18 protein-coding genes and 2 pseudogenes are annotated in these 19,193 nt (G+C 59.7%); 14 read left to right on the forward strand and 6 right to left on the reverse strand.

Annotated features, from left to right (window positions below):
* The first annotated feature begins 288 nt into the window (after positions 1-288).
* Positions 289-1,986: a long-chain-fatty-acid--CoA ligase FadD1 gene (fadD1, locus tag CKW11_RS07740; RefSeq protein WP_095137065.1), complete on the forward strand. Its 1,698-nt coding sequence runs from the start codon at positions 289-291 to the stop codon at positions 1,984-1,986.
* A 164-nt stretch (positions 1,987-2,150) separates the two neighbouring features.
* Here the strand turns inward: fadD1 and CKW11_RS07745 are convergent, their stop codons facing one another.
* A complete protein-coding gene (locus CKW11_RS07745) occupies positions 2,151-2,528 on the reverse strand; it encodes a hypothetical protein (RefSeq protein WP_007969330.1) in 378 nt (125 codons plus the stop codon).
* A 196-nt stretch (positions 2,529-2,724) separates the two neighbouring features.
* On the opposite strand from CKW11_RS07745, the gene CKW11_RS07750 reads away from it, so the two are divergent.
* The 3 genes from CKW11_RS07750 (at position 2,725) to def (ending at position 4,572) form a co-directional block, all read left to right on the forward strand.
* The gene (locus CKW11_RS07750) at positions 2,725-2,916 is read left to right on the forward strand and encodes a CsbD family protein (protein ID WP_095137066.1); all 192 of its coding nucleotides are present in this window, start codon (positions 2,725-2,727) and stop codon (positions 2,914-2,916) included.
* A 163-nt stretch (positions 2,917-3,079) separates the two neighbouring features.
* Complete coding sequence (locus CKW11_RS07755; RefSeq protein WP_095137067.1) at positions 3,080-4,036, forward strand: YihY/virulence factor BrkB family protein; 957 nt, start codon at positions 3,080-3,082, stop codon at positions 4,034-4,036.
* On the forward strand, positions 4,033-4,572 hold the full coding sequence (gene def, locus CKW11_RS07760; protein ID WP_003227403.1) for a peptide deformylase: 540 nt from the start codon (positions 4,033-4,035) through the stop codon (positions 4,570-4,572). The genes CKW11_RS07755 and def overlap by 4 nt, the downstream gene beginning before the upstream one ends.
* A gap of 125 nt (positions 4,573-4,697) precedes the next feature.
* On the opposite strand, the gene CKW11_RS07765 is transcribed toward def, so the two are convergent.
* Positions 4,698-5,114, reverse strand: coding sequence for a GNAT family N-acetyltransferase (locus CKW11_RS07765; protein WP_095137068.1), 417 nt, complete (start codon positions 5,112-5,114; stop codon positions 4,698-4,700).
* A gap of 323 nt (positions 5,115-5,437) precedes the next feature.
* Between CKW11_RS07765 and CKW11_RS07770 the strand changes: the two genes are divergently transcribed.
* The 4 genes from CKW11_RS07770 (at position 5,438) to CKW11_RS07785 (ending at position 9,051) form a co-directional block, all read left to right on the forward strand.
* Positions 5,438-6,379 carry a fatty acid desaturase gene (locus CKW11_RS07770; protein ID WP_095137069.1) on the forward strand — a complete coding sequence of 314 codons (942 nt, stop codon included), beginning with the start codon at positions 5,438-5,440 and terminating at the stop codon, positions 6,377-6,379.
* Positions 6,380-6,522: 143 nt separating this feature from the next.
* Positions 6,523-7,314, forward strand: a complete 792-nt coding sequence (locus tag CKW11_RS07775) for a phosphate/phosphite/phosphonate ABC transporter substrate-binding protein (RefSeq protein WP_095137070.1) — start codon at positions 6,523-6,525, stop codon at positions 7,312-7,314.
* Positions 7,315-7,513: 199 nt separating this feature from the next.
* Positions 7,514-8,041: a sigma-70 family RNA polymerase sigma factor gene (locus tag CKW11_RS07780; RefSeq protein WP_095137071.1), complete on the forward strand. Its 528-nt coding sequence runs from the start codon at positions 7,514-7,516 to the stop codon at positions 8,039-8,041.
* Positions 8,038-9,051 carry an ABC transporter substrate-binding protein gene (locus tag CKW11_RS07785; RefSeq protein ID WP_095137072.1) on the forward strand — a complete coding sequence of 338 codons (1,014 nt, stop codon included), beginning with the start codon at positions 8,038-8,040 and terminating at the stop codon, positions 9,049-9,051. Before CKW11_RS07780 ends, CKW11_RS07785 begins: the two co-directional genes overlap by 4 nt.
* A 125-nt stretch (positions 9,052-9,176) precedes the next feature.
* On the opposite strand, the gene gstA is transcribed toward CKW11_RS07785, so the two are convergent.
* Positions 9,177-9,770 carry a glutathione transferase GstA gene (gene gstA / locus CKW11_RS07790; RefSeq protein ID WP_095137073.1) on the reverse strand — a complete coding sequence of 198 codons (594 nt, stop codon included), beginning with the start codon at positions 9,768-9,770 and terminating at the stop codon, positions 9,177-9,179.
* 99 nt (positions 9,771-9,869) lie between these two features.
* Here gstA and CKW11_RS07795 point away from each other — a divergent pair, with 99 nt between their 5' ends.
* The 3 genes and pseudogenes from CKW11_RS07795 to CKW11_RS29070 form a co-directional block, all read left to right on the forward strand.
* Positions 9,870-10,760 carry a LysR family transcriptional regulator gene (locus CKW11_RS07795; protein WP_095137074.1) on the forward strand — a complete coding sequence of 297 codons (891 nt, stop codon included), beginning with the start codon at positions 9,870-9,872 and terminating at the stop codon, positions 10,758-10,760.
* Positions 10,761-11,169: 409 nt separating this feature from the next.
* A pseudogene (locus CKW11_RS29065) lies at positions 11,170-11,946 on the forward strand (PAS domain-containing protein); the annotation flags it as partial.
* Between the two features lie 114 nt (positions 11,947-12,060).
* A pseudogene (locus tag CKW11_RS29070) lies at positions 12,061-12,489 on the forward strand (methyl-accepting chemotaxis protein); the annotation flags it as partial.
* A 195-nt stretch (positions 12,490-12,684) separates the two neighbouring features.
* On the opposite strand, the gene CKW11_RS07805 reads toward CKW11_RS29070, so the two are convergent.
* Together CKW11_RS07805 and CKW11_RS07810 are read right to left on the reverse strand one after the other, a co-directional pair.
* A complete protein-coding gene (locus CKW11_RS07805) occupies positions 12,685-14,109 on the reverse strand; it encodes an MFS transporter (RefSeq protein WP_095137076.1) in 1,425 nt (474 codons plus the stop codon).
* Between the two features lie 125 nt (positions 14,110-14,234).
* Positions 14,235-14,675 carry a PACE efflux transporter gene (locus CKW11_RS07810; RefSeq protein WP_095137077.1) on the reverse strand — a complete coding sequence of 147 codons (441 nt, stop codon included), beginning with the start codon at positions 14,673-14,675 and terminating at the stop codon, positions 14,235-14,237.
* Between the two features lie 121 nt (positions 14,676-14,796).
* Here CKW11_RS07810 and CKW11_RS07815 point away from each other — a divergent pair, with 121 nt between their 5' ends.
* Positions 14,797-15,669: a LysR family transcriptional regulator gene (locus tag CKW11_RS07815; RefSeq protein WP_095137078.1), complete on the forward strand. Its 873-nt coding sequence runs from the start codon at positions 14,797-14,799 to the stop codon at positions 15,667-15,669.
* Positions 15,670-15,807: 138 nt separating this feature from the next.
* Here CKW11_RS07815 and CKW11_RS07820 read toward each other — a convergent pair whose 3' ends face one another.
* Positions 15,808-16,839, reverse strand: coding sequence for a LacI family DNA-binding transcriptional regulator (locus tag CKW11_RS07820; protein WP_007917805.1), 1,032 nt, complete (start codon positions 16,837-16,839; stop codon positions 15,808-15,810).
* A 216-nt stretch (positions 16,840-17,055) separates the two neighbouring features.
* Between CKW11_RS07820 and CKW11_RS07825 the strand changes: the two genes are divergently transcribed.
* Both CKW11_RS07825 and CKW11_RS07830 read left to right on the forward strand, forming a co-directional pair.
* A complete protein-coding gene (locus CKW11_RS07825; protein ID WP_027612589.1) occupies positions 17,056-17,589 on the forward strand; it encodes a gluconokinase in 534 nt (177 codons plus the stop codon).
* A gap of 82 nt (positions 17,590-17,671) precedes the next feature.
* Positions 17,672-19,027 (forward strand): GntP family permease, encoded by a 1,356-nt coding sequence (locus CKW11_RS07830; RefSeq protein WP_095137079.1) that lies wholly within the window; start codon positions 17,672-17,674, stop codon positions 19,025-19,027.
* Positions 19,028-19,193: the final 166 nt, after the last annotated feature.

The following is a 19,193-nucleotide window of genomic DNA, read 5'->3' on the forward strand; positions in this document are numbered from 1 at the left end:
AGGAGCTGCCGAAGGCTGCGATCTTTTGCTTTCAAGGCCCGGAAAACCGGGGCTTTCAGGGGTGTATAGGATTTTTGCTCTAAAATGACTTTTAGAAAGTCTTGAGTCATTAAAGTGACCATGGAGGCCGATTTTGGCTCTAGTCGGCCCTCGGCAAAGCTGCTACTCTCGGCGCGCTTTGTGACTTCTCGGCCTGTAGAAAAGCCAGATTCACCAATACAAAACACACACCAATAATAATCGCATCAAATGCGGTGAAGAATTCGCGTTGCTGAGGAGTGGGCTTCCATGATCGAAGACTTTTGGAAGGATAAATACCCGGCTGGAATTGCTGCCGACATCAATCCAGACGAGTACCCGAATATTCAGGCAGTGTTGAAGCAATCCTGCCAACGCTTCGCCAACAAGCCGGCTTTCAGCAACCTGGGCAAGACAATCACCTACGGTGAACTGTACGAATTGTCCGGTGCGTTTGCCGCGTATCTGCAACAGCATACCGACTTGCAGCCCGGTGATCGAATCGCCGTGCAACTGCCCAACGTTCTGCAGTACCCGGTAGCCGTCTTTGGTGCGATTCGCGCCGGGCTGATCGTGGTCAACACCAACCCGCTGTACACCGCGCGGGAAATGGAACACCAATTCAACGACTCCGGCGCCAAAGCGCTTGTCTGCCTGGCCAACATGGCGCACCTGGCTGAAGCCGTGGTGCCGAAAACCGGGGTCAAACACGTCATCGTCACCGAAGTCGCCGATCTGCTACCACCGGTCAAACGCCTGCTGATCAACAGCGTGATCAAGTACGTGAAGAAGATGGTGCCGGCCTATCACCTGCCTAAAGCCGTCAAGTTCAACGACGTGCTGAGCAAGGGCCAGGGCCAGCCTGTGGCCGAAGCCAATCCGCACAGCAGCGATGTCGCAGTGTTGCAATACACCGGTGGCACCACCGGCGTGGCCAAGGGCGCGATGCTCACCCATCGCAACCTCGTCGCCAACATGCTGCAGTGCAAGGCGCTGATGGGCTCCAACCTCAATGAAGGTTGCGAGATCCTGATCACGCCGCTGCCGCTGTACCACATTTATGCGTTCACCTTTCATTGCATGGCGATGATGCTGATCGGCAACCACAACATCCTGATCAGCAACCCGCGCGACCTGCCGGCGATGGTCAAGGAACTGTCGAAGTGGAAGTTCAGCGGTTTCGTCGGCCTCAACACGCTGTTCGTCGCGCTGTGCAACAACGAAGGTTTCCGCAAGCTGGACTTCTCCAACCTGAAAGTCACCCTGTCCGGCGGCATGGCCCTGCAACTGGCCGCGGCCGAGCGCTGGAAAGCGGTGACCGGTTGCTCGATCTGCGAAGGTTACGGCATGACTGAAACCAGCCCGGTGGCCACGGTCAACCCGATCCAGAACATCCAGATCGGCACCATCGGCATTCCGGTACCGTCGACCCTGTGCAAAATCATCGACGATGCCGGTGTCGAGCAGCCCATGGGCGAAATCGGCGAGCTGTGCGTCAAGGGCCCGCAAGTGATGAAGGGCTACTGGCAGCGTCAGGACGCCACCGACGAGATCCTCGACAGCGAAGGCTGGCTGAAGACCGGTGACATCGCGCTGATCCAGCCCGATGGCTACATGCGCATCGTCGATCGCAAGAAAGACATGATTCTGGTCTCCGGTTTCAACGTTTACCCGAACGAACTGGAAGACGTGCTGGCGACCCTGCCGGGCGTGTTGCAGTGCGCGGCCATCGGCGTGCCGGACGAGAAGTCGGGCGAGGCGATCAAGATTTTCATCGTCGTCAAACCGGGCGTGACCCTGACCAAGGAAACCGTGATGGACCACATGCGCGCCAACGTCACCGGTTACAAGGTGCCGCGTTCGGTGGAGTTCCGCGATGCGCTGCCGACCACCAACGTCGGCAAGATCCTGCGTCGTGAGTTGCGTGACGAAGAGCTGAAGAAGATCAAGGCCAAGTCCGCCGCCTGAAGCAAAAAGCCCCGCAGATGCGGGGCTTTTTGTTGGAGTAAGTGGTGGATTTGTAGTGACTGTGATGCCGCCTTCGCGAGCAAGCCCGCTCCCACATTCAACCGCGTTCCTCCAGTTGGAATACAGTCAAATGTGGGAGCGGGCTTGCTCGCGAAGCTTTTCGGTTACTGACGGAACGGCGCGAAATTCACGTTGGTCCCCGCCGGGCGCATGTCCTGCAGGTACGAATCCTTGTCCGCACTCAATTCCAGACTCAACGCCGCCTTACGCTTGCCTTCGTTGCGAATCACCAGACCTTCGAGCTTTTCCCGCAGGAACACCGTCGGCACTTTCAGGTGCAGCAGTTCGTCGGTGGCCGGGGTGTGCATCAGCAGGTGAATCCACTCGTATTGCCCGACAGCCAGACGCGTCACTGGCAGGTCGAACCACCAGATGTTGCGGTTGCGGTTCAGTTCGGCGAAGTGGCAGTTGTTGGTGCCGAGCACAGCGCCGCCCAGTTCCTGGTTGCGACGGGCAATGGCCTGCTTTTTATCGAGTTTCATAACATTCCTGCGGGATCTGATCGTTGGCGCACCGCGCCCATAGCTGCGCATTCTCGGGGCTTGCGGGGCAAACATAAAGCCCAACCTGCATTGCACGACGAAATGAAGGGCAAAAATAAATGAAACTCGTGGCAAACCCGGCCAGTCAATCATTACGTACTGACTTTTCCCCTTCAATGCACCAAGGAGAAACACCATGAGTAGCACTGGCGATAAAGTAAAAGGCATGGCCAACGAAGCGGTCGGCAACGTCAAGCAAGGCGTCGGTAAAGCCACCGACAACAGCAAGCTCCAGGCCGAAGGCAAGGTTCAAGAGAAAAAAGGCGAAGCTCAACAAGCAGTGGGCAAAGCCAAAGACGCCATCAAGAAAGGTGTCGACAAGGCGTAATCGGGCCTTGAACGAAATACACGAGCGGCCATCCAAGGATGGCCGTTTTTGTGTCAAAACCCGACAGCCATCCACGAAGGTCGCCAAGTAGGCTACCGTGATGTAGAAAACGGCCCCTGAGTCGCCACGACTTCAACCTGTAATGCGGCGAAAGGAGACGCGAATGATTTTTCCAGACATGAAAGGTCTGCCACTGCACCGGGTGATGGTGCGCACGGTCACTGAATTCGTCGACGACGAGATGTCGACCTATGCCTCGGCGCTGGCCTACCAGATGCTGTTCTCGCTGTTCCCGTTCATTCTGTTTTTGATCGCCCTGATCGGTTTCCTGCACCTGCCGGATTTCTTCAGCTGGCTGCGCCTGCAGTCGGAACTGGTGCTGCCACCGCAGGCGCTGGAACAGGTCAACCCGGTGATCGACCAGTTGCAACAGTCCAAGGGCGGTTTGCTTTCGGTCGGTATCGTTATCGCCCTGTACACCGCGTCTGCCGGCGTGCGGCTGATGATGAGTGCGATGAACGCCGCTTACGACGTGGTCGAGGGCCGGCCAATCTGGAAGCGTTTCCCGCTGTCGGTGTTTTACACCATCGGCATCGCCGGCATGTTGCTGGTGGCGGCCGCACTGATGGTGCTCGGGCCGCAGGTGATGGGCTGGATTGCCGCGCAAGTGGGCCTGGAAGACTTTATCGTCACCGTGTGGACGATTGCGCGCTGGCCGGTGATCGTGATCCTGATGATGGTCGCCGTGGCGCTGATCTACTACGTGATGCCCGACGTCAAACAGGAATTCCGTTTCATCACTCCCGGTTCGGTGCTGGCCGTGGTGGTGTGGATCATCGCCTCGCTGGGCTTTGCGTTCTACGTCAAAACCTTCGCCAACTACAACGCGATGTATGGCAGCATCGGGGCGATCATCGTGCTGTTGCTGTATTTCTACATTTCCTCGGCGGTGCTGCTGCTCGGCGCGGAGATGAATGCGGTGATCGAACACATGTCCAGCGAGGGCAAGGACGAGGGCGAGAAAGTCCCCGGCGAACTCGATGAACATCCCAAACAACATGTCTCGGGCCTGGGGCGCGACCACTCGCTCAAGCCGGACACTGACGAAGCCCGACCATGATTCGTGAAATCCTCAAAATGGGCGACGAACGCCTGCTGCGCATCGCCCCACCGGTGCCGCCAGAAATGTTCGACAGCCCCGAGCTGTGGCAACTGATCGATGACATGTTCCAGACCATGGAAAGTGTCGGTGGTGTCGGCCTCGCCGCGCCGCAGATCGGCGTCGACCTGCAACTGGTGATCTTCGGTTTCGAGCACAGCGAACGCTACCCGGACGCCGAAGCGGTGCCGCAGACGATCCTGATCAATCCGCTGATTACGCCGCTGAGTCCGCTGACCGAGGAGGGCTTTGAAGGCTGTCTGTCGGTGCCCGGCCTGCGCGGTGCGGTGGATCGTTATCAGCAGATTCGCTACGAAGGCTTTGATCCCAAGGGCGAGCCGATCGTGCGCGTGGCGTCAGGCTTTCATGCGCGGGTGGTGCAGCATGAGTGCGATCATCTGATCGGCCGCTTGTATCCGTCGCGCATCACTGACTTCAGCAAATTCGGCTTTACCGAAGTGATGTTCCCGGATCTCGATCCAACGGCTGACGACTGATCTCGCTAACACCCCAAAAACCCTGTGGGAGCGAGCTTGCTCGCGAATGCGTCTTGTCAGGCGGAAAATGCGTCGAATGACACGCCGCTTTCGCGAGCAAGCTCGCTCCCACATTGGGATTAGCATCAGATCGAAGGTGTCAGCCCCATCGCAATCATCGGCTTGCTCCGCGCATACCGGCTCAACCGTTCGGCCAGCGCATAGGGCAGGGCAGGGTCGAAACTGAAGCCACGCCGCTCATAAAAACCGCGCAAATCCGGATGGCAGAACAGCCACACCGGCTCCTGCAGATCCTTCACTGCCGCCGCGATCAACTGCGCGGCGATCCCTTGCTCACGGCAACCCGGATCGACAAACAGCCCGGTCAACCAATACCCGCCCGCCACCGGCCGCAGGCACAGGGCGGCGATGATGTCCTCGCGACGGGCCACCCACAACTGCGCATCGCGCACCGCCTTCATTGACGATTGGTGGCGGCGGTAAAACTTGTTCATCAACGGCCACAAAGGCTCGTCGAGCAGGCTGTACTGGGTATCTGGCATGGGATCGGACTGGCGGCGGGCAAAGCGCCGATTATAAAAGAACGGGCGACGCTGGATAGGTGTATACCTGAGCCTACATCCCTGTGAGTGGAGTACGCATCATGTCCAAAGGTATGGATTCAAAGAAAGCCGCGAAGAAGAAACCGGCCAAGACCGCGATTGAAAAACGTGCAGAGAAGAAGGCCAAGAAGGTCGATATTTTCGGTCATTGATCACGTCCTTCGGGAGCCCGTTCCCGGGCTCCCGGTTCAGCACAAAAATAATCTGCAAGATTGCTCGGCGTTGTTGCACAGAAGGGGAAGACTCCCGTTCCGAGCCACGCCATGCCGAATTACTTCGACGCCGACCATCGCCAGCAGATCGAAACCCTGCGCCAGCGCTTCACCGCCCGCACCGAATGGCCGACATGGCTGCTGCTGATCGGCGTGTATGGCGGCTGGTTCGCGATCATCATCAACAGTCAGTGGCTCGGTCGCGGCTTGAGCACATTGCTGCTGATTCCGCTGCTGGTGCTGTGGCTGTCGGTGCAGCATGAATTGCTGCATGGGCATCCGACCCGCTCGGTGCTTTTCAACAAAATCCTCGGTTATGCACCCTTTGCGGTGTGGTACCCGTATACCTTGTATCGCGATAGCCATCTGCTGCATCACCGCGATGAACACCTGACCGTGCCCGGCGTCGACCCGGAAAGCCGTTACCTGACAACGTCGCACTGGCAGAGCAGTTCGCTATTCGAACGCAGCGTTCACTGGCTTAACAAAACCGTGCTCGGGCGTTTTGCGATTGGTGCGCCGCTGGGACTACTGTCGTTGGCCGCGGAAGAACTGCAACGCCTGAAAAACCGCGAGCGTCAGGCCTGGCTGATGTGGCTGACCCACGGTGCGTTCAGCGTGTTGATGCTGTGGTTTATCGCGCGCTTCAGCGTGCTGCCGGTCTGGCATTACCTGCTGCTGATCAGTGTACCGGCACTGTCGATCGCGATGATCCGCTCCTACTATGAACACCGCCCGCACGCACAGCCGGAGCAGCGCACCGTGCTCAACGAGGCCGGTTGGCCGTGGCGCTGGCTGTTTCTGAATCTGAATTTTCATCTGGTGCATCACGACCTGCCGGGGCTGGCGTGGTACGACTTGCCGGCGGCCTACCGGATGCGCCGCGAACAATGGGTAGCGCGCAGTGGCGGGTTTCTGGTGCAGGGTTATGGGCAGTTGTGGCGGCAGCACGGTTTGAAGCCGATCGACAGTCCGCAGCATCCTTACCACTAACCTCAAAAACACCAAAAATCCCTTGTAGGAGTGAGCCTGCTCGCGATAGCGGTGTGTCAATCAACGAAAAAGGTTACTGACACACCGCTATCGCGAGCAGGCGAAGGCCTACAGTGGAAATCTGTTGTCCGGGAATAATGTGTATGACCCAACACCACCTCGAACTGCTGATGTACACCGCCCCCGAGCCCATTCGCGCGGCCAACGAACGCTGGATCGCCCGCATCCTCGAACACCTCGGCCACTCCCGCCTGAGCGCCGTCAGCCTGTCGCTCCCCGAGCTCTGGTTATCGCCAGATCTGCTGCTGACCCAGACCTGCGGCTACCCGTTGATGACTTTGCTGCGCGGTCAGGTGCGCATTGTCGGGCGTCCCCGTTACGAACTGCCCGACGCCACTGCCGGCAATCACTGCAGCCTGATCCTCAGCCGTACGGACGACAACCGCAAAACCCTGGCGGACTTTCGCGGCAGCCGTGGAGTGATCAACAGCGAAGATTCCAACAGCGGCATGAACCTGTTGCGCCAGCGCCTGGCGCCGTTGCATCGCGACGGGCAGTTCTTCGCCACGCTCGGCATCAGTGGGGCGCACCGCGAAAGCCTGCGCTGGTTGCGTGAAGAGCGCGCCGATCTGGCGGCCATTGACAGCGTGACCTATGCCTACCTCGCCCAGCATGCGCCTGAAGAAGTCAGTGGATTGCGGGTGGTGGCGCGCAGTGCGTTCAGCCCGACCTTGCCTTTTATCACCGTCGCTACTGCCACGGACGAGCAGATCGAACAGTTGCGCCGGGTGATGAATCGGGCGTTGCGTGAGCTGCCTGATGTGGCGCAGATCCTCGGCTTGGCTGAAGTTTTGCCCGCCAGCGAAAGCGATTATCAGATCGTGCTCGAATATCAGCGTGAGGCTGAAGAGTTGGGCTACGGCCGCTTGCGCTAAAAGATCGCAGCCTTCGGCAGCTCCTACATTTAAAATGCGTTCAACCTGTAGGAGCTGCCGCAGGCTGCGATCTTTTGTTCTTATATCTCCAAAAAGAATATAAAAATGAAATATAAATATTATTAATGCATAAGGCGCCTTGCTACGATCGCGCCACCGGATCACCGGACATTCAGCGACCCCTTACTCAGGAGCCCTTATGTCCGGCGCCGATACCACTCACCGCAATCATCTAGACGCACTGTTCCGCGCTCACTACCGCTGGCTGTGCACTTACCTGCGCCGGCAGCTGCACGACGCCGAAAGCGCGGAAGACATCGCTGCCGAAACCTTCGCGCAGTTGCTTCAGTCACCCAGTGTCACGGCGATCCGTGAACCGCGCGCCATGCTCACCACGATTGCCCAACGCCTGCTTTATCAGCGCTGGCGCCGGGCGGATCTGGAGCGCCGGCATGCGCAGCGGATTGACGTCGATGTCGCCACTTCGCCTGAAGACCTCGCGCAACTGAGCGAGACCCTCAAACGCCTCGACCACAGCCTGCAACGTTTGCCCGGCAAAGTCCGTTCGACCTTCCTGCTGGCACGGATCGATGGCCTGACCTATCCGCAAATCGCCGCCGAACTGGGCATCTCCCAGCGTTCGGTCAGCGTCTACATGAGCCGTTCCCAGGCCCTGTGCGACCGCCACAGCGCCAACCAAATCCTGACAGACAAGAGGTCCGCATGAGATCGATCAAAACCCTGCTCGGCCGTTCGTTGCTGGCGCTGAGCCTGAGCGTCGGCGCTGTTTCGGCGGCGGAGAAAACCGCGCCGATCCACTTCGGTGACATCACCTGGGAAAGCGGCAGTTTCATCACCGAAGTGCTGCGCCTGATCGTCGAGAAAGGTTACGGCTACCCGACCGACACGCTGCCGGGCAGCACCGTCAGCCTCGAAGCGGCGCTGGCGAAAAACGATATTCAGGTGATCGGCGAGGAATGGGCAGGGCGCAGTCCGGCGTGGGTCAAGGCTGCCAATGAAGGCAAGGTGTTCGGCTTGGGCGACACGGTCAAGGGCGCGACCGAGGGCTGGTGGGTGCCGGAATACGTGATCAAGGGTGACCCCGAACGCGGGATCAAACCGCTGGCCCCGGAGCTGAAATCGGTGGCCGACCTGCCGCGCTACAAGGACGTGTTTCGCGACCCGGAAGACCCGAGCCGTGGACGCTTCCTCAACAGCCCGACTGGCTGGACTTCGGAGATCGTCAACAGCCAGAAGCTCAAGGCCTATGCGCTGAGCGACAGCTACGTGAACTTCCGCACCGGCTCCGGCGCGGCGCTGGATGCTGAGGTGGCGTCGTCGATCAAACGCGGCAAACCGGTGCTGTTCTACTACTGGTCGCCGACACCGCTGCTCGGGCGCTTCAAACTGGTGAAGCTCGAAGAGCCACCGTTCGATGCCGAAGCCTGGAAGACTCTGGCCGATGCCAATAACCCGAATCCCAAGGGCACCCGCTCGATGCCGGCCAGCCTGGCGATAGGCGTGTCGGCGCCGTTCAAGGCGCAATACCCGGAGCTGGTGTCGTTCTTCGAGAAAGTCGATTTGCCGATTGATCTGTTGAACCAGACGCTCGCAGGAATGAGCGAAAAACGCCAGCCACCGCGACAGGTCGCCGAAGCGTTTTTGCGTGATCAGCCGCAGGTGTGGCAGGCGTGGGTACCGGGGGAGGTGGCGAGCAAGGTGACGGCGGGGCTTTGAGTTTCAACTGTTTGATCGGTGGCGTTTGAGCTACCGCCTTCGCGAGCAAGCTCGCTCCCACACTGGGTCTGTGGCTTGCCCGAATCCAGTGTGGGAGCGGGCTTGCTCGCGAATGATCTAAAGACTTACGCCGCTTCCGCGGCCAACGCCGCCATCACGGTCGGCCTCTGTTCAATCCGCGCCTGAAACCGCGCCAGCGCCGGCCACTGCGCCAGCTCGATCCCGAACAACCCGGCCCAGCGCAACACCACAAACAACAACGCATCCGCCACGCTGAAGCCGCTCGGCAACAGATAATCCTGTTGATCCAGCACCGCGACCAACACCGCAAAGCGCTTGAACAACTTCTCCTTGATCACCTCGGCCGGCAGACGCTCATCGAACAGCGCACCAAGCCCGCCGTGGATCTCGCTCGAAATGAAATTCAGCCACTCCTGCAAACGCAGCCGTTCAAAACTGCCGGGCGCTGGCGCCAGTCCCGATTGTGGTTGCAGATCCGCCAGATATTGCAGGATCACCGGGCCTTCGGTCAGCACCGCGCCGTCGTCCAGTTGCAGGGCCGCGACGTACCCCTTGGGGTTGATCGCGAGGAAGTCTTCGCCGCTGGCCGTGCGCTTGCTGCGGTTGTCGACGCGGATCAGCACGAAGGGCAGCTTCAGTTCGCGCAACACAATGTGCGGCGCCAGTGAACAGGCTTGCGGGGCGTAATACAGCTTCATCGGCAGCTCTCTGGTGAGGATTTGGCGCCAGTGTCATAGTGCGCCGCACCCTCGGTAAAATTAATCTTTCAGAAAGCAGCCATAAGGACAGCTACTGCCATGATGAACCTGATGCATTGGCGGCTGGTGGTCGCCGTGGCCGATCACGGCAATATCACTCGCGCTGCCGAAAGGGTCGGCATGACCCAGTCCGGAGCGAGCCAGGCCTTAGCGCTGATGGAAGAAACCCTTGGCGTGCAGCTGTTCAGCCGCGAAAGCCGACAGACCTTGCCCACCGCCATTGGCCTGCCGGTGATCGAACAGGCGCGGTTGATGCTCGGCGCGCTGCAAACCATTCGCCAGACGGTCGACAGCGTGCGCCCGATGCTGCGCGGGACGATCCGCCTGGCGAGTTTTCCCATGGTGCTGGCGAGTTTTCTGCCACCGCTGCTGCGCCAGTTCAATCGCTTGTACCCGGGGATCGAAGTGGTGGCGCTGGAGGTCAGCGACGATGAGGTCGAAACCCTGCTCGCGGCCGGGCTGGTGGATGTCGGCGTGGTGCTCAACCCGGCACCCGAGCGCAACGCCGGGCCATTGGGTCGCGACGCATGGGTGGCGGTCGTTCCCGCAGGGCATCCGCTGGCGCTGCGTGGAACCGAGCAAGGCGTCAGCCTGCCAGAACTGACGGCGCTGCCATTCGTGCTGGCCACCGGCGGATGCTCGACCAACGCCCGCAGCCTCGCCGCCGAGGCCGGGTTGCAGTTGCAGGATGTGCGGGTCGAAGTGCGCGAATGGAGCAGCGCCTTCACTCTGGTGCGGGAAAACCTCGGCGTGACCCTGGTGCCGGAAATGACCTTGCCGGCCGAGCGTCAGGGCTTGCGCGTGATTGCCCTGCAGCCACGTATCGAACGAGTGTTTTCGCTGGTGCTGCCTGCAGGGCAGACGCCGTCAGCGGCGGTGCAGGCGTTGCTGGATCTGGTGGCGGAGACGGCAGTCGCGACGGCTCGCTGAACCGTTTCTTGTGCAAAAAGTGCCAGATACTGGCCGACTAGTGGCCTTGCGCACGGCAGGGCGCTGGCTATGCTGTGCTGTAACTAACTATGTCGACCGTCATCTGTTAGCCGTGATTTCAACGCTGCCAGAGTGCGCAACCCAAGGCACCGGACACTGAACCAACAAGGAGCGGGGTTTTACATGGAAGTTCTTCTGCACGTTAGGGCTGGCCCGTCGCCGGGCTATCAAGAGAAGGATGTCTTGATGAGAGCGTCGCTGCATGGACCCTCGGATTAAACATCATTTATCACCTGACAACTTCCTCCTGTGGAGGAATGCGTGTGCCTGTTCTGTGGAACGTAGTGGTGGATGCTGAAAGACCTGAACTTTCATCAAATCAAAAGAACGCGCGGAAGGTGATACAACCATGTTCAACCTACATCACAAGGCTGATCTGCGGGAAATCGAGCGTTTCAGCTGCGCCTTGACCGAAGCCAACGCCAAGCTCGAAGCGATCAGCCGTTCGATGGCGATGATCGAATTTACCCCCGAAGGCATTGTTCTGGATGCCAACGAAAACTTTTGCAAGACCATGGGTTACAGCGCCGAAGAGGTGCGTGGCAAACATCACCGGGTGTTTTGCGAAGAAGCGTTTTACCGCAGCGAGGAATACGCCAGATTGTGGCGCGACCTGGCCCGGGGTGAGCCGATCAGCGGCACGTTTCTGCGCTTGAACAAGTCCGGCAAGGAGATCTGGCTGGAAGCCAGTTACATGCCGGTGTACGGCGCGGACAAACAAGTCAAAAGTGTCATCAAAGTGGCGTCGGACATCACCGCCCGGGTCAACAAAGAGCACGAAGAAGAAAGCATGCTGGCGGCGATCAGCCGTTCGATGGCGGTGATCGAGTTCACCCCGGACGGCAATGTGATTACCGCCAATGACAACTTTCTGAAAACGATGCAGTACTCGCTCAACGAAATCGTTGGCCATCACCACAGCATGTTCTGTCACCGTTCCGAATCCGAATCGGCGCAGTACAAGGCGTTCTGGGCGTCGCTCAATCGCGGCGAATATCACTCGCACCGTTTCGAGCGCAAGAACAAGTCGGGGCAGATGGTTTATCTCGAAGCCTCGTACAACCCGCTGTTCGACACCAAGGGCCGCTTGTACAAAGTGGTGAAGTTCGCCAGTGACATCACTCAACAAATGACTACGCTGCAGAACGCGGCGGAATCGGCCCACAGCACCTCGGTACAGAACGACGCCTGCGCGCAAAAAGGCTCACAAGTCGTGCAACAAACCGTACAGATCATTCAGGACATTTCCCGCGACCTCAACGAAGCGGCGCTGAGCATTGATGCGGTCAGCAAGCAGTCGGACATCATCGGCACCATCGTCCAGACCATCCGCGGCATCGCCGACCAGACCAACCTGCTGGCGCTCAACGCGGCCATCGAAGCGGCGCGAGCCGGTGAACACGGACGCGGTTTTGCGGTGGTGGCAGATGAGGTGCGCAGCCTTGCGGCGCGTACCAGTCAGGCGACCCTGGAGATTGTCGAAGTGGTACGCAAAAACCACGACCTGTCGCTGAGTGCGGTGTCGAGCATGCAGTCAAGCCTGAGCCGCACCGGGCTGGGTGTGGAACTGGCGAACGAGGCGGGGGAGGTGATCCTGGAGATTCAGCAGGGGTCACGGCATGTGGTGGATGCGATCGGGCAGTTCAATGCGACGTTGCAGCTGAACTGACACCCATCAACAACTGTAGGAGTGAGCCTGCTCGCGATTGCGGTGCGTCAGTCACTGGATAAGTAACTGATGTATCGCTATCGCGAGCAGGCTCACTCCTACATTGGTTTCCAAGCAACTTTCAGATCACAGCGCCGCGAGAAACTTGTCCGCCAGTTTGTCGCTGTTCTTGCTTTGCCAATGACCACGCTGGCCTCAGCGATGGGCAATATTTTCCAGCGCCAGGTTGCGCGTACGCGGGCCGAACCAGCCGATGGTCAGCATCACGATCAGCATGCTGCTGACGATGAATGCGAGCACCCCGGGCGTGCCGAAGTTGTCGAGAAACAGCCCGATCAGCAGGCTGCTGAACACCGTCGACAAGCGGCTGAACGAATAGCAGAAACCCACCGCCCGCGCACGGATGTTGGTCGGGAACAGTTCGCTCTGGTACGAGTGATAACTGAAGCTCAGCCACGCATTGCAGAAGGTGATCATCACCCCGCAGAAGATCAGGCCGAGGGCGCTAGTCTGCAACGCGAACAAAGTGCCGAAAGTCATGGCGCCGAGGGCCGAGCCGACGATCTGCCATTTGTTCTCGAAACGGTTGGCGAACTTCACGAACAACAACGGCCCGAGGGGGTAGGCGAGGGTGATGATGAACGCGTACATCAGGCTGTGGGTGACGCTCACACCCTGGCCGGAAAGCAACGCCGGCAGCCAGTTGCCGAAACCGAAGAAACCGATCGCCTGGAACACGTGAAACACGATCAGCATCAACGCGCGACGCCGGTACGGCGGCTGCCAGATATCGGCGAAGCGGCCCTTGCCCTCGACATCCACGGCCACCGTTTCTGGAGCGTCCAGCGGTTGGCGGTGATCCTTCTCGCAGCGGGCTTCGATGTCGTCGAGAATCCTGTTCGCTTCATCGAATCTGCCGTGTTGCGCCAGCCAGCGCGGCGACTCCGGCAGACGCTTGCGCAGCCACCAGATGAACAGTGCAAACACCGCACTCGCCAGCACCACCCAACGCCAGCCCGACACACCGAACGGCGCCTGCGGTACCAGCCACCACGACATCAACGCCACCGCTGGCACCGAGAGAAACTGCACGAAAAAGGCGAAGGCAAACGCTGAACTGCGCATGCGTTTGGGCACCAGTTCCGAGAGGTAGGCGTCGATGGTCACCAGCTCGATACCGAGGCCGATGCCCACCAGAAAGCGCATGCAGATGATGCCCAGCGCCGAGCTTTGGATGCCCATCAGCACCGTGGCCACGGTGTACCAGACCAGCGCAAAGGTGAAGATCGCGCGCCGGCCGAAACGATCGGCCAACGGACTGAGCAGGCTGGCGCCGAGGAACAGGCCAAGGAAGGTCGCCGAAGCGAACGCCGCCTGATCGGAGAAGCCGAACACGCCCTGATTGCCGGTGGCGAAGATCCCGTCATGGATCAGCCCCGGACTGATGTAGGCGGTCTGGAACAAATCGTAGAGTTCGAAGAAACCGCCAATCGACAGCAGCGCCACCAGCCGCCAGATGGTGGCGACGGCGGGCAGGCGGTCGATGCGGGCAGAAATCTCGGCGGCGCGTATCGGGTCGATGCCGTCGCTTTGCGCGGCGGCGGGGGCGTGAGCAGTCATCGGCGGATCCATTTTTTATTGATGGAAAAGCTTAGCCTGCTATCGGAGTTGATGGATTGTGAATTTCGGCGGTTAGCCCCGGAGAACCGCCGATTTCTTGCAATAACTACTTACCAATTAACGATTTATGCCGCTGCGGTCGAATCGGGCAGCGCCGACGCCGGCAAGCCGAAAATGCGATCGAACAGCCAGTTGAAGGCGAACGTGTAGCACGGGATGAAGATGATCAGCGCCAGATCCAGCAGGAATGCCTGCACCAGACTGATGTTCATCCACCAGGCGATCAGCGGGATCAGGAACACGATCAGTGTCAGCTGAAAACCGACTGCATGAGCGATGCGCCGTTTGACCGTGCGGGTGCGCGATTTCTGGCGACTTTCCCAGTGCTCGAACAGCGAGGTGTAGATGAAATTCCAGGTCACGGCGATGGTGGTGATGATCACTGCCAGCGGGCCGGTGCTGCCGGGCGAGGTGCCGGACAACAGCGCCAGGCCAAGGGCGGAGAAGGTCATGCCGATCACTTCGTAGAGCGACACGTAGACCAGTTTGCGTTTGACGCCTTGCATGGGGATTTGCCTCTTTCTTGCAACGTGTTGGCCAGCGGGACTGGCGAAGGCGGCAAAAGATAGCTTCAATAGGCGTGACAGAAAAAGTCAGTAGCTTTCAGTTTTGGTGATAGGTGGTGTTTTGAATTTCAACAGCGACAGCATCGAACTGTTTCTCGCGGTGATCGAACGTGGCTCGTTTTCCGCTGCTGCTCGCGCTTTGGGGCGGGTGCCGTCGGCGGTGAGCATGGCTATCGGCAATCTGGAGGCGGAGCTTGGCTATGCCTTGTTCGACCGCAGCCATCGTGAGCCGCAACCGACGGCGATGGCACTGTCACTGGTGCCTCACGCGCGATTGATTGCCGAGCAGCTCAAGCAACTGCAGGTGCACGCGGTGGAGTTGTCGCTGGGGCTGGAGAGCAAGTTGTCGATTGGCGTGGTCGCCGACATCGACCGCCGCCGCTTGCTCGCCGCGATCAAGGTGATTGCCGAACGCCATCCGCTGCTCGATATCGAAGTGCTGACCGCGCCGCAGGACGATGTGCTGGCGATGCTGCACAGCGGCCGCTTCAGCGTGTGCCTGGCGTTCGCCGGGTTGAGCATGAACGTGCTGGAGCGTTTTCAGTTTGTCGGCAGCGAACGGATGATCGCCACGCTGGCGGCGGACAGTCCGTTGTTGCAGGGGCAGGATCTGTTTCTCGAAGACCTGGTGCATGTGCGGCAGATCGTCGTCGCCAGTCGCGACCTGGAAATCAGCGAAACCCGGCCGCTGGTGGCCGAGTCGCACTGGCGCACCGACACCCTGGAGGCGGCGCTGGAGATGGTCGAGGCAGGTTTGGGCTGGGGCAATTTCCCGTTATCGGTGGTGCAGCCGTGGCTGGACAGCGGACGACTGAAGCGCCTGAATTTCCGCAACATCGAAAACGGCCTGGTACTGCCGGTGCATGCGGTGTGGCTCAAGAGCCAGCCGCTCCAGAAGGGCGCGTCGGCTCTCGTCGACCTGCTCAGCCACTGAACCCGACACAAAACACTGTAGGAGTGAGCCTGCTCGCGATAGCGTTGTGTCAGGCGATGCATGTGTTAAATGACACACCGCTATCGCGAGCAGGCTCACTCCTACAGGGGGTGTGTTCAACTCAGCATTTGAGAAGGATCAGGTACTCTCGCGAATCTTCAATTCAAAACCCATATCCTCAACCGGCCGCGCCACGCTGTTGCCCGCCATCAACGTCAACATCTGCTCCGCCGCGCGCCGGCCGATCGCCTCGCGCGGGGTGTTGATGCTGCTCAGGCGCGGCACCATGTGTTCGGACATCGGCAAGTCGTTGAAGCCGAGGATCGCCACCTGCTCGGGGATTTTGATCCCGTTGCGCAGCGCTTCGAGCAGCGCGCCCTGCGCCAGGTCGTCGTTACCGAAGAAGATTGCATCGACATCCGGATGCGCCGCCAGCAGTTGCAGGAACAGCTCACCGCCCAGGCCCACGGACGAGGAGCGCGGCGTCAGCACTTCCAGATCCGGGTCATAACGCCCGGCCTTCTGCAGGGCTTTTCGGAAACCCTCACCGCGCAACAAGGTGCGCTGATCGAGTTGCGCACCGATGTAGGCCAGACGCTTGCGCCCACGAGAGAGCAAATGTTCGGCCGCGGTTTCGCCAGCACTGAGCTGGGAGAACCCCACGCAGTTCACTCCGGCCGCGCTGTCGAGTTCCATCATGTACACGCAAGGAATGTTGCTGGCCTCGATCATCCGTCGCGAACTTTCCGTGCGATCAAACCCGGTCAGCAGAAAACCGCGCGGCTGATAAGCCATGTAGTTGCGCAGCAGGTTTTCTTCTTCATCGCGCGAGTAGTGGAAGTTGCCGATCAGCACTTCGAAGCCCTTGGGCGTGAGCACCCGATGAATGGCTTCCAGCGTATCGATGAACAACAGGTTGGACAGCGACGGCACCAGCACCACCACTGAATGGCTCTGCGCCGAGGCCAGAGCGCGGGCTGCCGGGTTGACCACGTAGTTGAGTTCAAGCGCGGCTTTCTGCACTTTTTCCACCAGTTCCGTGGCCACCGTGCTGACCCCGCGCAGTGCGCGGGAGGCGGTAATCGGGCTCACGCCGGCGAGGCGGGCAACTTCATTAAGGGTGGGACGGCCGGTGGTGCGAGTGTTTTTATCGTTTTTAGGGGTGGTCATCGGGCGGCTTGCCAAACAAAAATCAAGGCACTAAGGTAGCGCTGTCCTGATGCAGCTGCAAATGCGTAAGCGAGGTCCTGCCTGATCTTCGCTTTTTGGCGTTGGGAACAAACCTGCTGCAACCCAAAAAAACGACAAGAAGGCGTCGGCAACTTCTGCCTGTGCACTAGAGTCATAGCTAGCAAAGGTAGCGCTGTCTGCGCGCTGAGGTGTTATATGAGTCATCCCATCACCGCCCTGGTCATCATGGGCGTTGCCGGTTGCGGCAAGACGTGCGTCAGCGAGGCCCTGTGCCAATTGAGCGGCGCCACTGCCATTGAAGGCGATACTTTCCATCCGGCCGCGAACATCGAAAAGATGAGCGCGGGGATCCCCCTGAACGACGACGACCGTGCCGGCTGGCTCGACAGCCTGTGCGATGAACTGCGTCGCGTCGATGCATCGGGTAAACGCCCGGTGCTGACCTGCTCGGCCCTTAAACACAGTTACCGCGAAGTGTTGCGCAGTGCCTTGCCGGGCCTGGGCTTCGTGTTTCTTGAGCTGACCCCTGAAGTCGCCGCCGACCGCGTGTCCCATCGCCCGGGCCACTTCATGCCGGCGACGTTGATCGAAAGCCAGTTCGCCACCCTCGAATCGCCGGTCGGCGAGCCGTTGACCCTGGCACTGAATGCTTCGATCCACAGCGTTGAAGAACTGGCGGCCCAGGCGCACGTCTGGTGGCAGGCCCACGGTCTGAAACAGGCGGTATGAGTGTGTTGAAAGAGCTAGCGCTGTCCTCACGAATTCTGTTTAACCCGCTTTAATAACAACAACAAGCCAGGAGACACCCCCAATGTTTGGCATGTCCCACGACACGTTTCTGCTGCTTGATGCAGTGGTCACGGTAATCGGACTGATCGTCCTGATTACCAAATTCAAGATTCACCCCTTTATCTCCCTGACCATCGCGGCCGCGTTCCTCGGCCTGACGTCCGGCATGCCGATCGGCACGATCATCAAGGCGTTCCAGGACGGCTTCGGTGGCGTGCTCGGTTTCGTCGGCATCATCCTCGCGCTGGGCACCATGCTCGGCAAAATGATGGCCGAATCGGGCGGGGCGGATCAGATCGCCCAGACCCTGATCCGCGCGTTCGGCAAGGACAAAGTGCAGTGGGCGATGATGTTCGCCGCGTTCCTGGTCGGTATTCCGCTGTTCTTCGAAATCGGCTTCGTGCTGCTGATTCCGCTGGTATTCATCGTTGCCCGCCGCACCGGTGTGTCGATCATCAAGATCGGTATCCCGCTGCTCGCCGGCCTGTCCGCCGTACACGGTCTGGTGCCACCGCACCCGGGCCCGCTGCTGGCCATCGGGGTGTTCGGCGCTGACATCGGCAAGACCATTCTTTACGGTCTGATCGTTGCACTGCCGACGGCCATCATTGCCGGTCCGATCTTCGGTACGTTTATCGCCAAGCACATTCCCGGTCATCCGAATCAGGAACTGGTCGATCAACTGGCCCGTGAAAGCGACGACTCAACCAAGTTGCCGAGCTTCAGCATCACCCTGATTACCGTGCTGTTGCCGGTGTTCCTGATGCTGCTGAAAACCTTCGCCGACGTGGCGCTGCCGGACGGTCACTTCTTCCGCACCTGGATGGACATGATCGGTCACCCGATCTCGGCACTGTTGCTGGCGTTGCTGCTGTCGCTGTACACCTTCGGTCACAAGCAGGGCATCGGTTCGCAGCAGATGCTCAAGTGGCTGGACGCAAGCCTGGCGCCGACCGCCGCGATCATTCTGATCATCGGTGCCGGTGGTGGCTTCAAGCAGATGCTGGTGACCAGCGGCGTGGGCGACGTGATCGGCCACATGGCGGTCAGCGCGCAGATCTCGCCGATCCTGCTGGCGTGGCTGGTGGCGGCGGTGATTCGTATCGCCACCGGTTCGGCCACCGTGGCGACCATCACGGGCGCCGGCATTGTGGTGCCGGTGGTGGGGATGATCCCGGGCGTCAACCGTGAGCTGCTGGTGCTGGCCACCGGTGCCGGGTCGTTGATCCTGTCCCACGTGAACGACGCCGGTTTCTGGCTGGTGAAGCAGTACTTCAACATGACCGTGGCCGAAACCTTCAAGACCTGGACCGCGATGGAAACCATCCTGTCGGTGGTGGGTCTGGGCTTTATCCTGCTGTTGTCGCTGTTCGTGTAAGCGATCGCACAGGCACAAAAAAACCGCAGCGATGCGGTTTTTTTGTGCCCTGATTTTAGGTTTCACCCAAAACCAATGTGGGAGCGGGCTTGCTCGCGAAAGCGGTGTATCAGTCGCTGAAAATGTTGACTGACACGACGCCTTCGCGAGCAAGCCCGCTCCCACA

This window comes from Pseudomonas sp. Irchel s3a10 (assembly GCF_900187525.1).
Classification (GTDB): domain Bacteria; phylum Pseudomonadota; class Gammaproteobacteria; order Pseudomonadales; family Pseudomonadaceae; genus Aquipseudomonas; species Aquipseudomonas koreensis_G.

Coding starts and splice junctions, on each gene's coding strand:
- gstA (WP_095137073.1), bottom strand. CDS start 9,770: ATGAAGCTGTATTACGCCCCGCAAGCCTGTTCACTGGCGCCGCACATT.
- CKW11_RS07780 (WP_095137071.1), top strand. CDS start 7,514: ATGTCCGGCGCCGATACCACTCACCGCAATCATCTAGACGCACTGTTC.
- CKW11_RS07775 (WP_095137070.1), top strand. CDS start 6,523: ATGACCCAACACCACCTCGAACTGCTGATGTACACCGCCCCCGAGCCC.
- CKW11_RS07765 (WP_095137068.1), bottom strand. CDS start 5,114: ATGCCAGATACCCAGTACAGCCTGCTCGACGAGCCTTTGTGGCCGTTG.
- fadD1 (WP_095137065.1), top strand. CDS start 289: ATGATCGAAGACTTTTGGAAGGATAAATACCCGGCTGGAATTGCTGCC.
- CKW11_RS07820 (WP_007917805.1), bottom strand. CDS start 16,839: ATGACCACCCCTAAAAACGATAAAAACACTCGCACCACCGGCCGTCCC.
- CKW11_RS07805 (WP_095137076.1), bottom strand. CDS start 14,109: ATGACTGCTCACGCCCCCGCCGCCGCGCAAAGCGACGGCATCGACCCG.
- CKW11_RS07745 (WP_007969330.1), bottom strand. CDS start 2,528: ATGAAACTCGATAAAAAGCAGGCCATTGCCCGTCGCAACCAGGAACTG.
- CKW11_RS07785 (WP_095137072.1), top strand. CDS start 8,038: ATGAGATCGATCAAAACCCTGCTCGGCCGTTCGTTGCTGGCGCTGAGC.
- CKW11_RS07825 (WP_027612589.1), top strand. CDS start 17,056: ATGAGTCATCCCATCACCGCCCTGGTCATCATGGGCGTTGCCGGTTGC.
- CKW11_RS07770 (WP_095137069.1), top strand. CDS start 5,438: ATGCCGAATTACTTCGACGCCGACCATCGCCAGCAGATCGAAACCCTG.
- CKW11_RS07755 (WP_095137067.1), top strand. CDS start 3,080: ATGATTTTTCCAGACATGAAAGGTCTGCCACTGCACCGGGTGATGGTG.
- def (WP_003227403.1), top strand. CDS start 4,033: ATGATTCGTGAAATCCTCAAAATGGGCGACGAACGCCTGCTGCGCATC.
- CKW11_RS07810 (WP_095137077.1), bottom strand. CDS start 14,675: ATGCAAGGCGTCAAACGCAAACTGGTCTACGTGTCGCTCTACGAAGTG.
- CKW11_RS07830 (WP_095137079.1), top strand. CDS start 17,672: ATGTTTGGCATGTCCCACGACACGTTTCTGCTGCTTGATGCAGTGGTC.
- CKW11_RS07795 (WP_095137074.1), top strand. CDS start 9,870: ATGATGAACCTGATGCATTGGCGGCTGGTGGTCGCCGTGGCCGATCAC.
- CKW11_RS07750 (WP_095137066.1), top strand. CDS start 2,725: ATGAGTAGCACTGGCGATAAAGTAAAAGGCATGGCCAACGAAGCGGTC.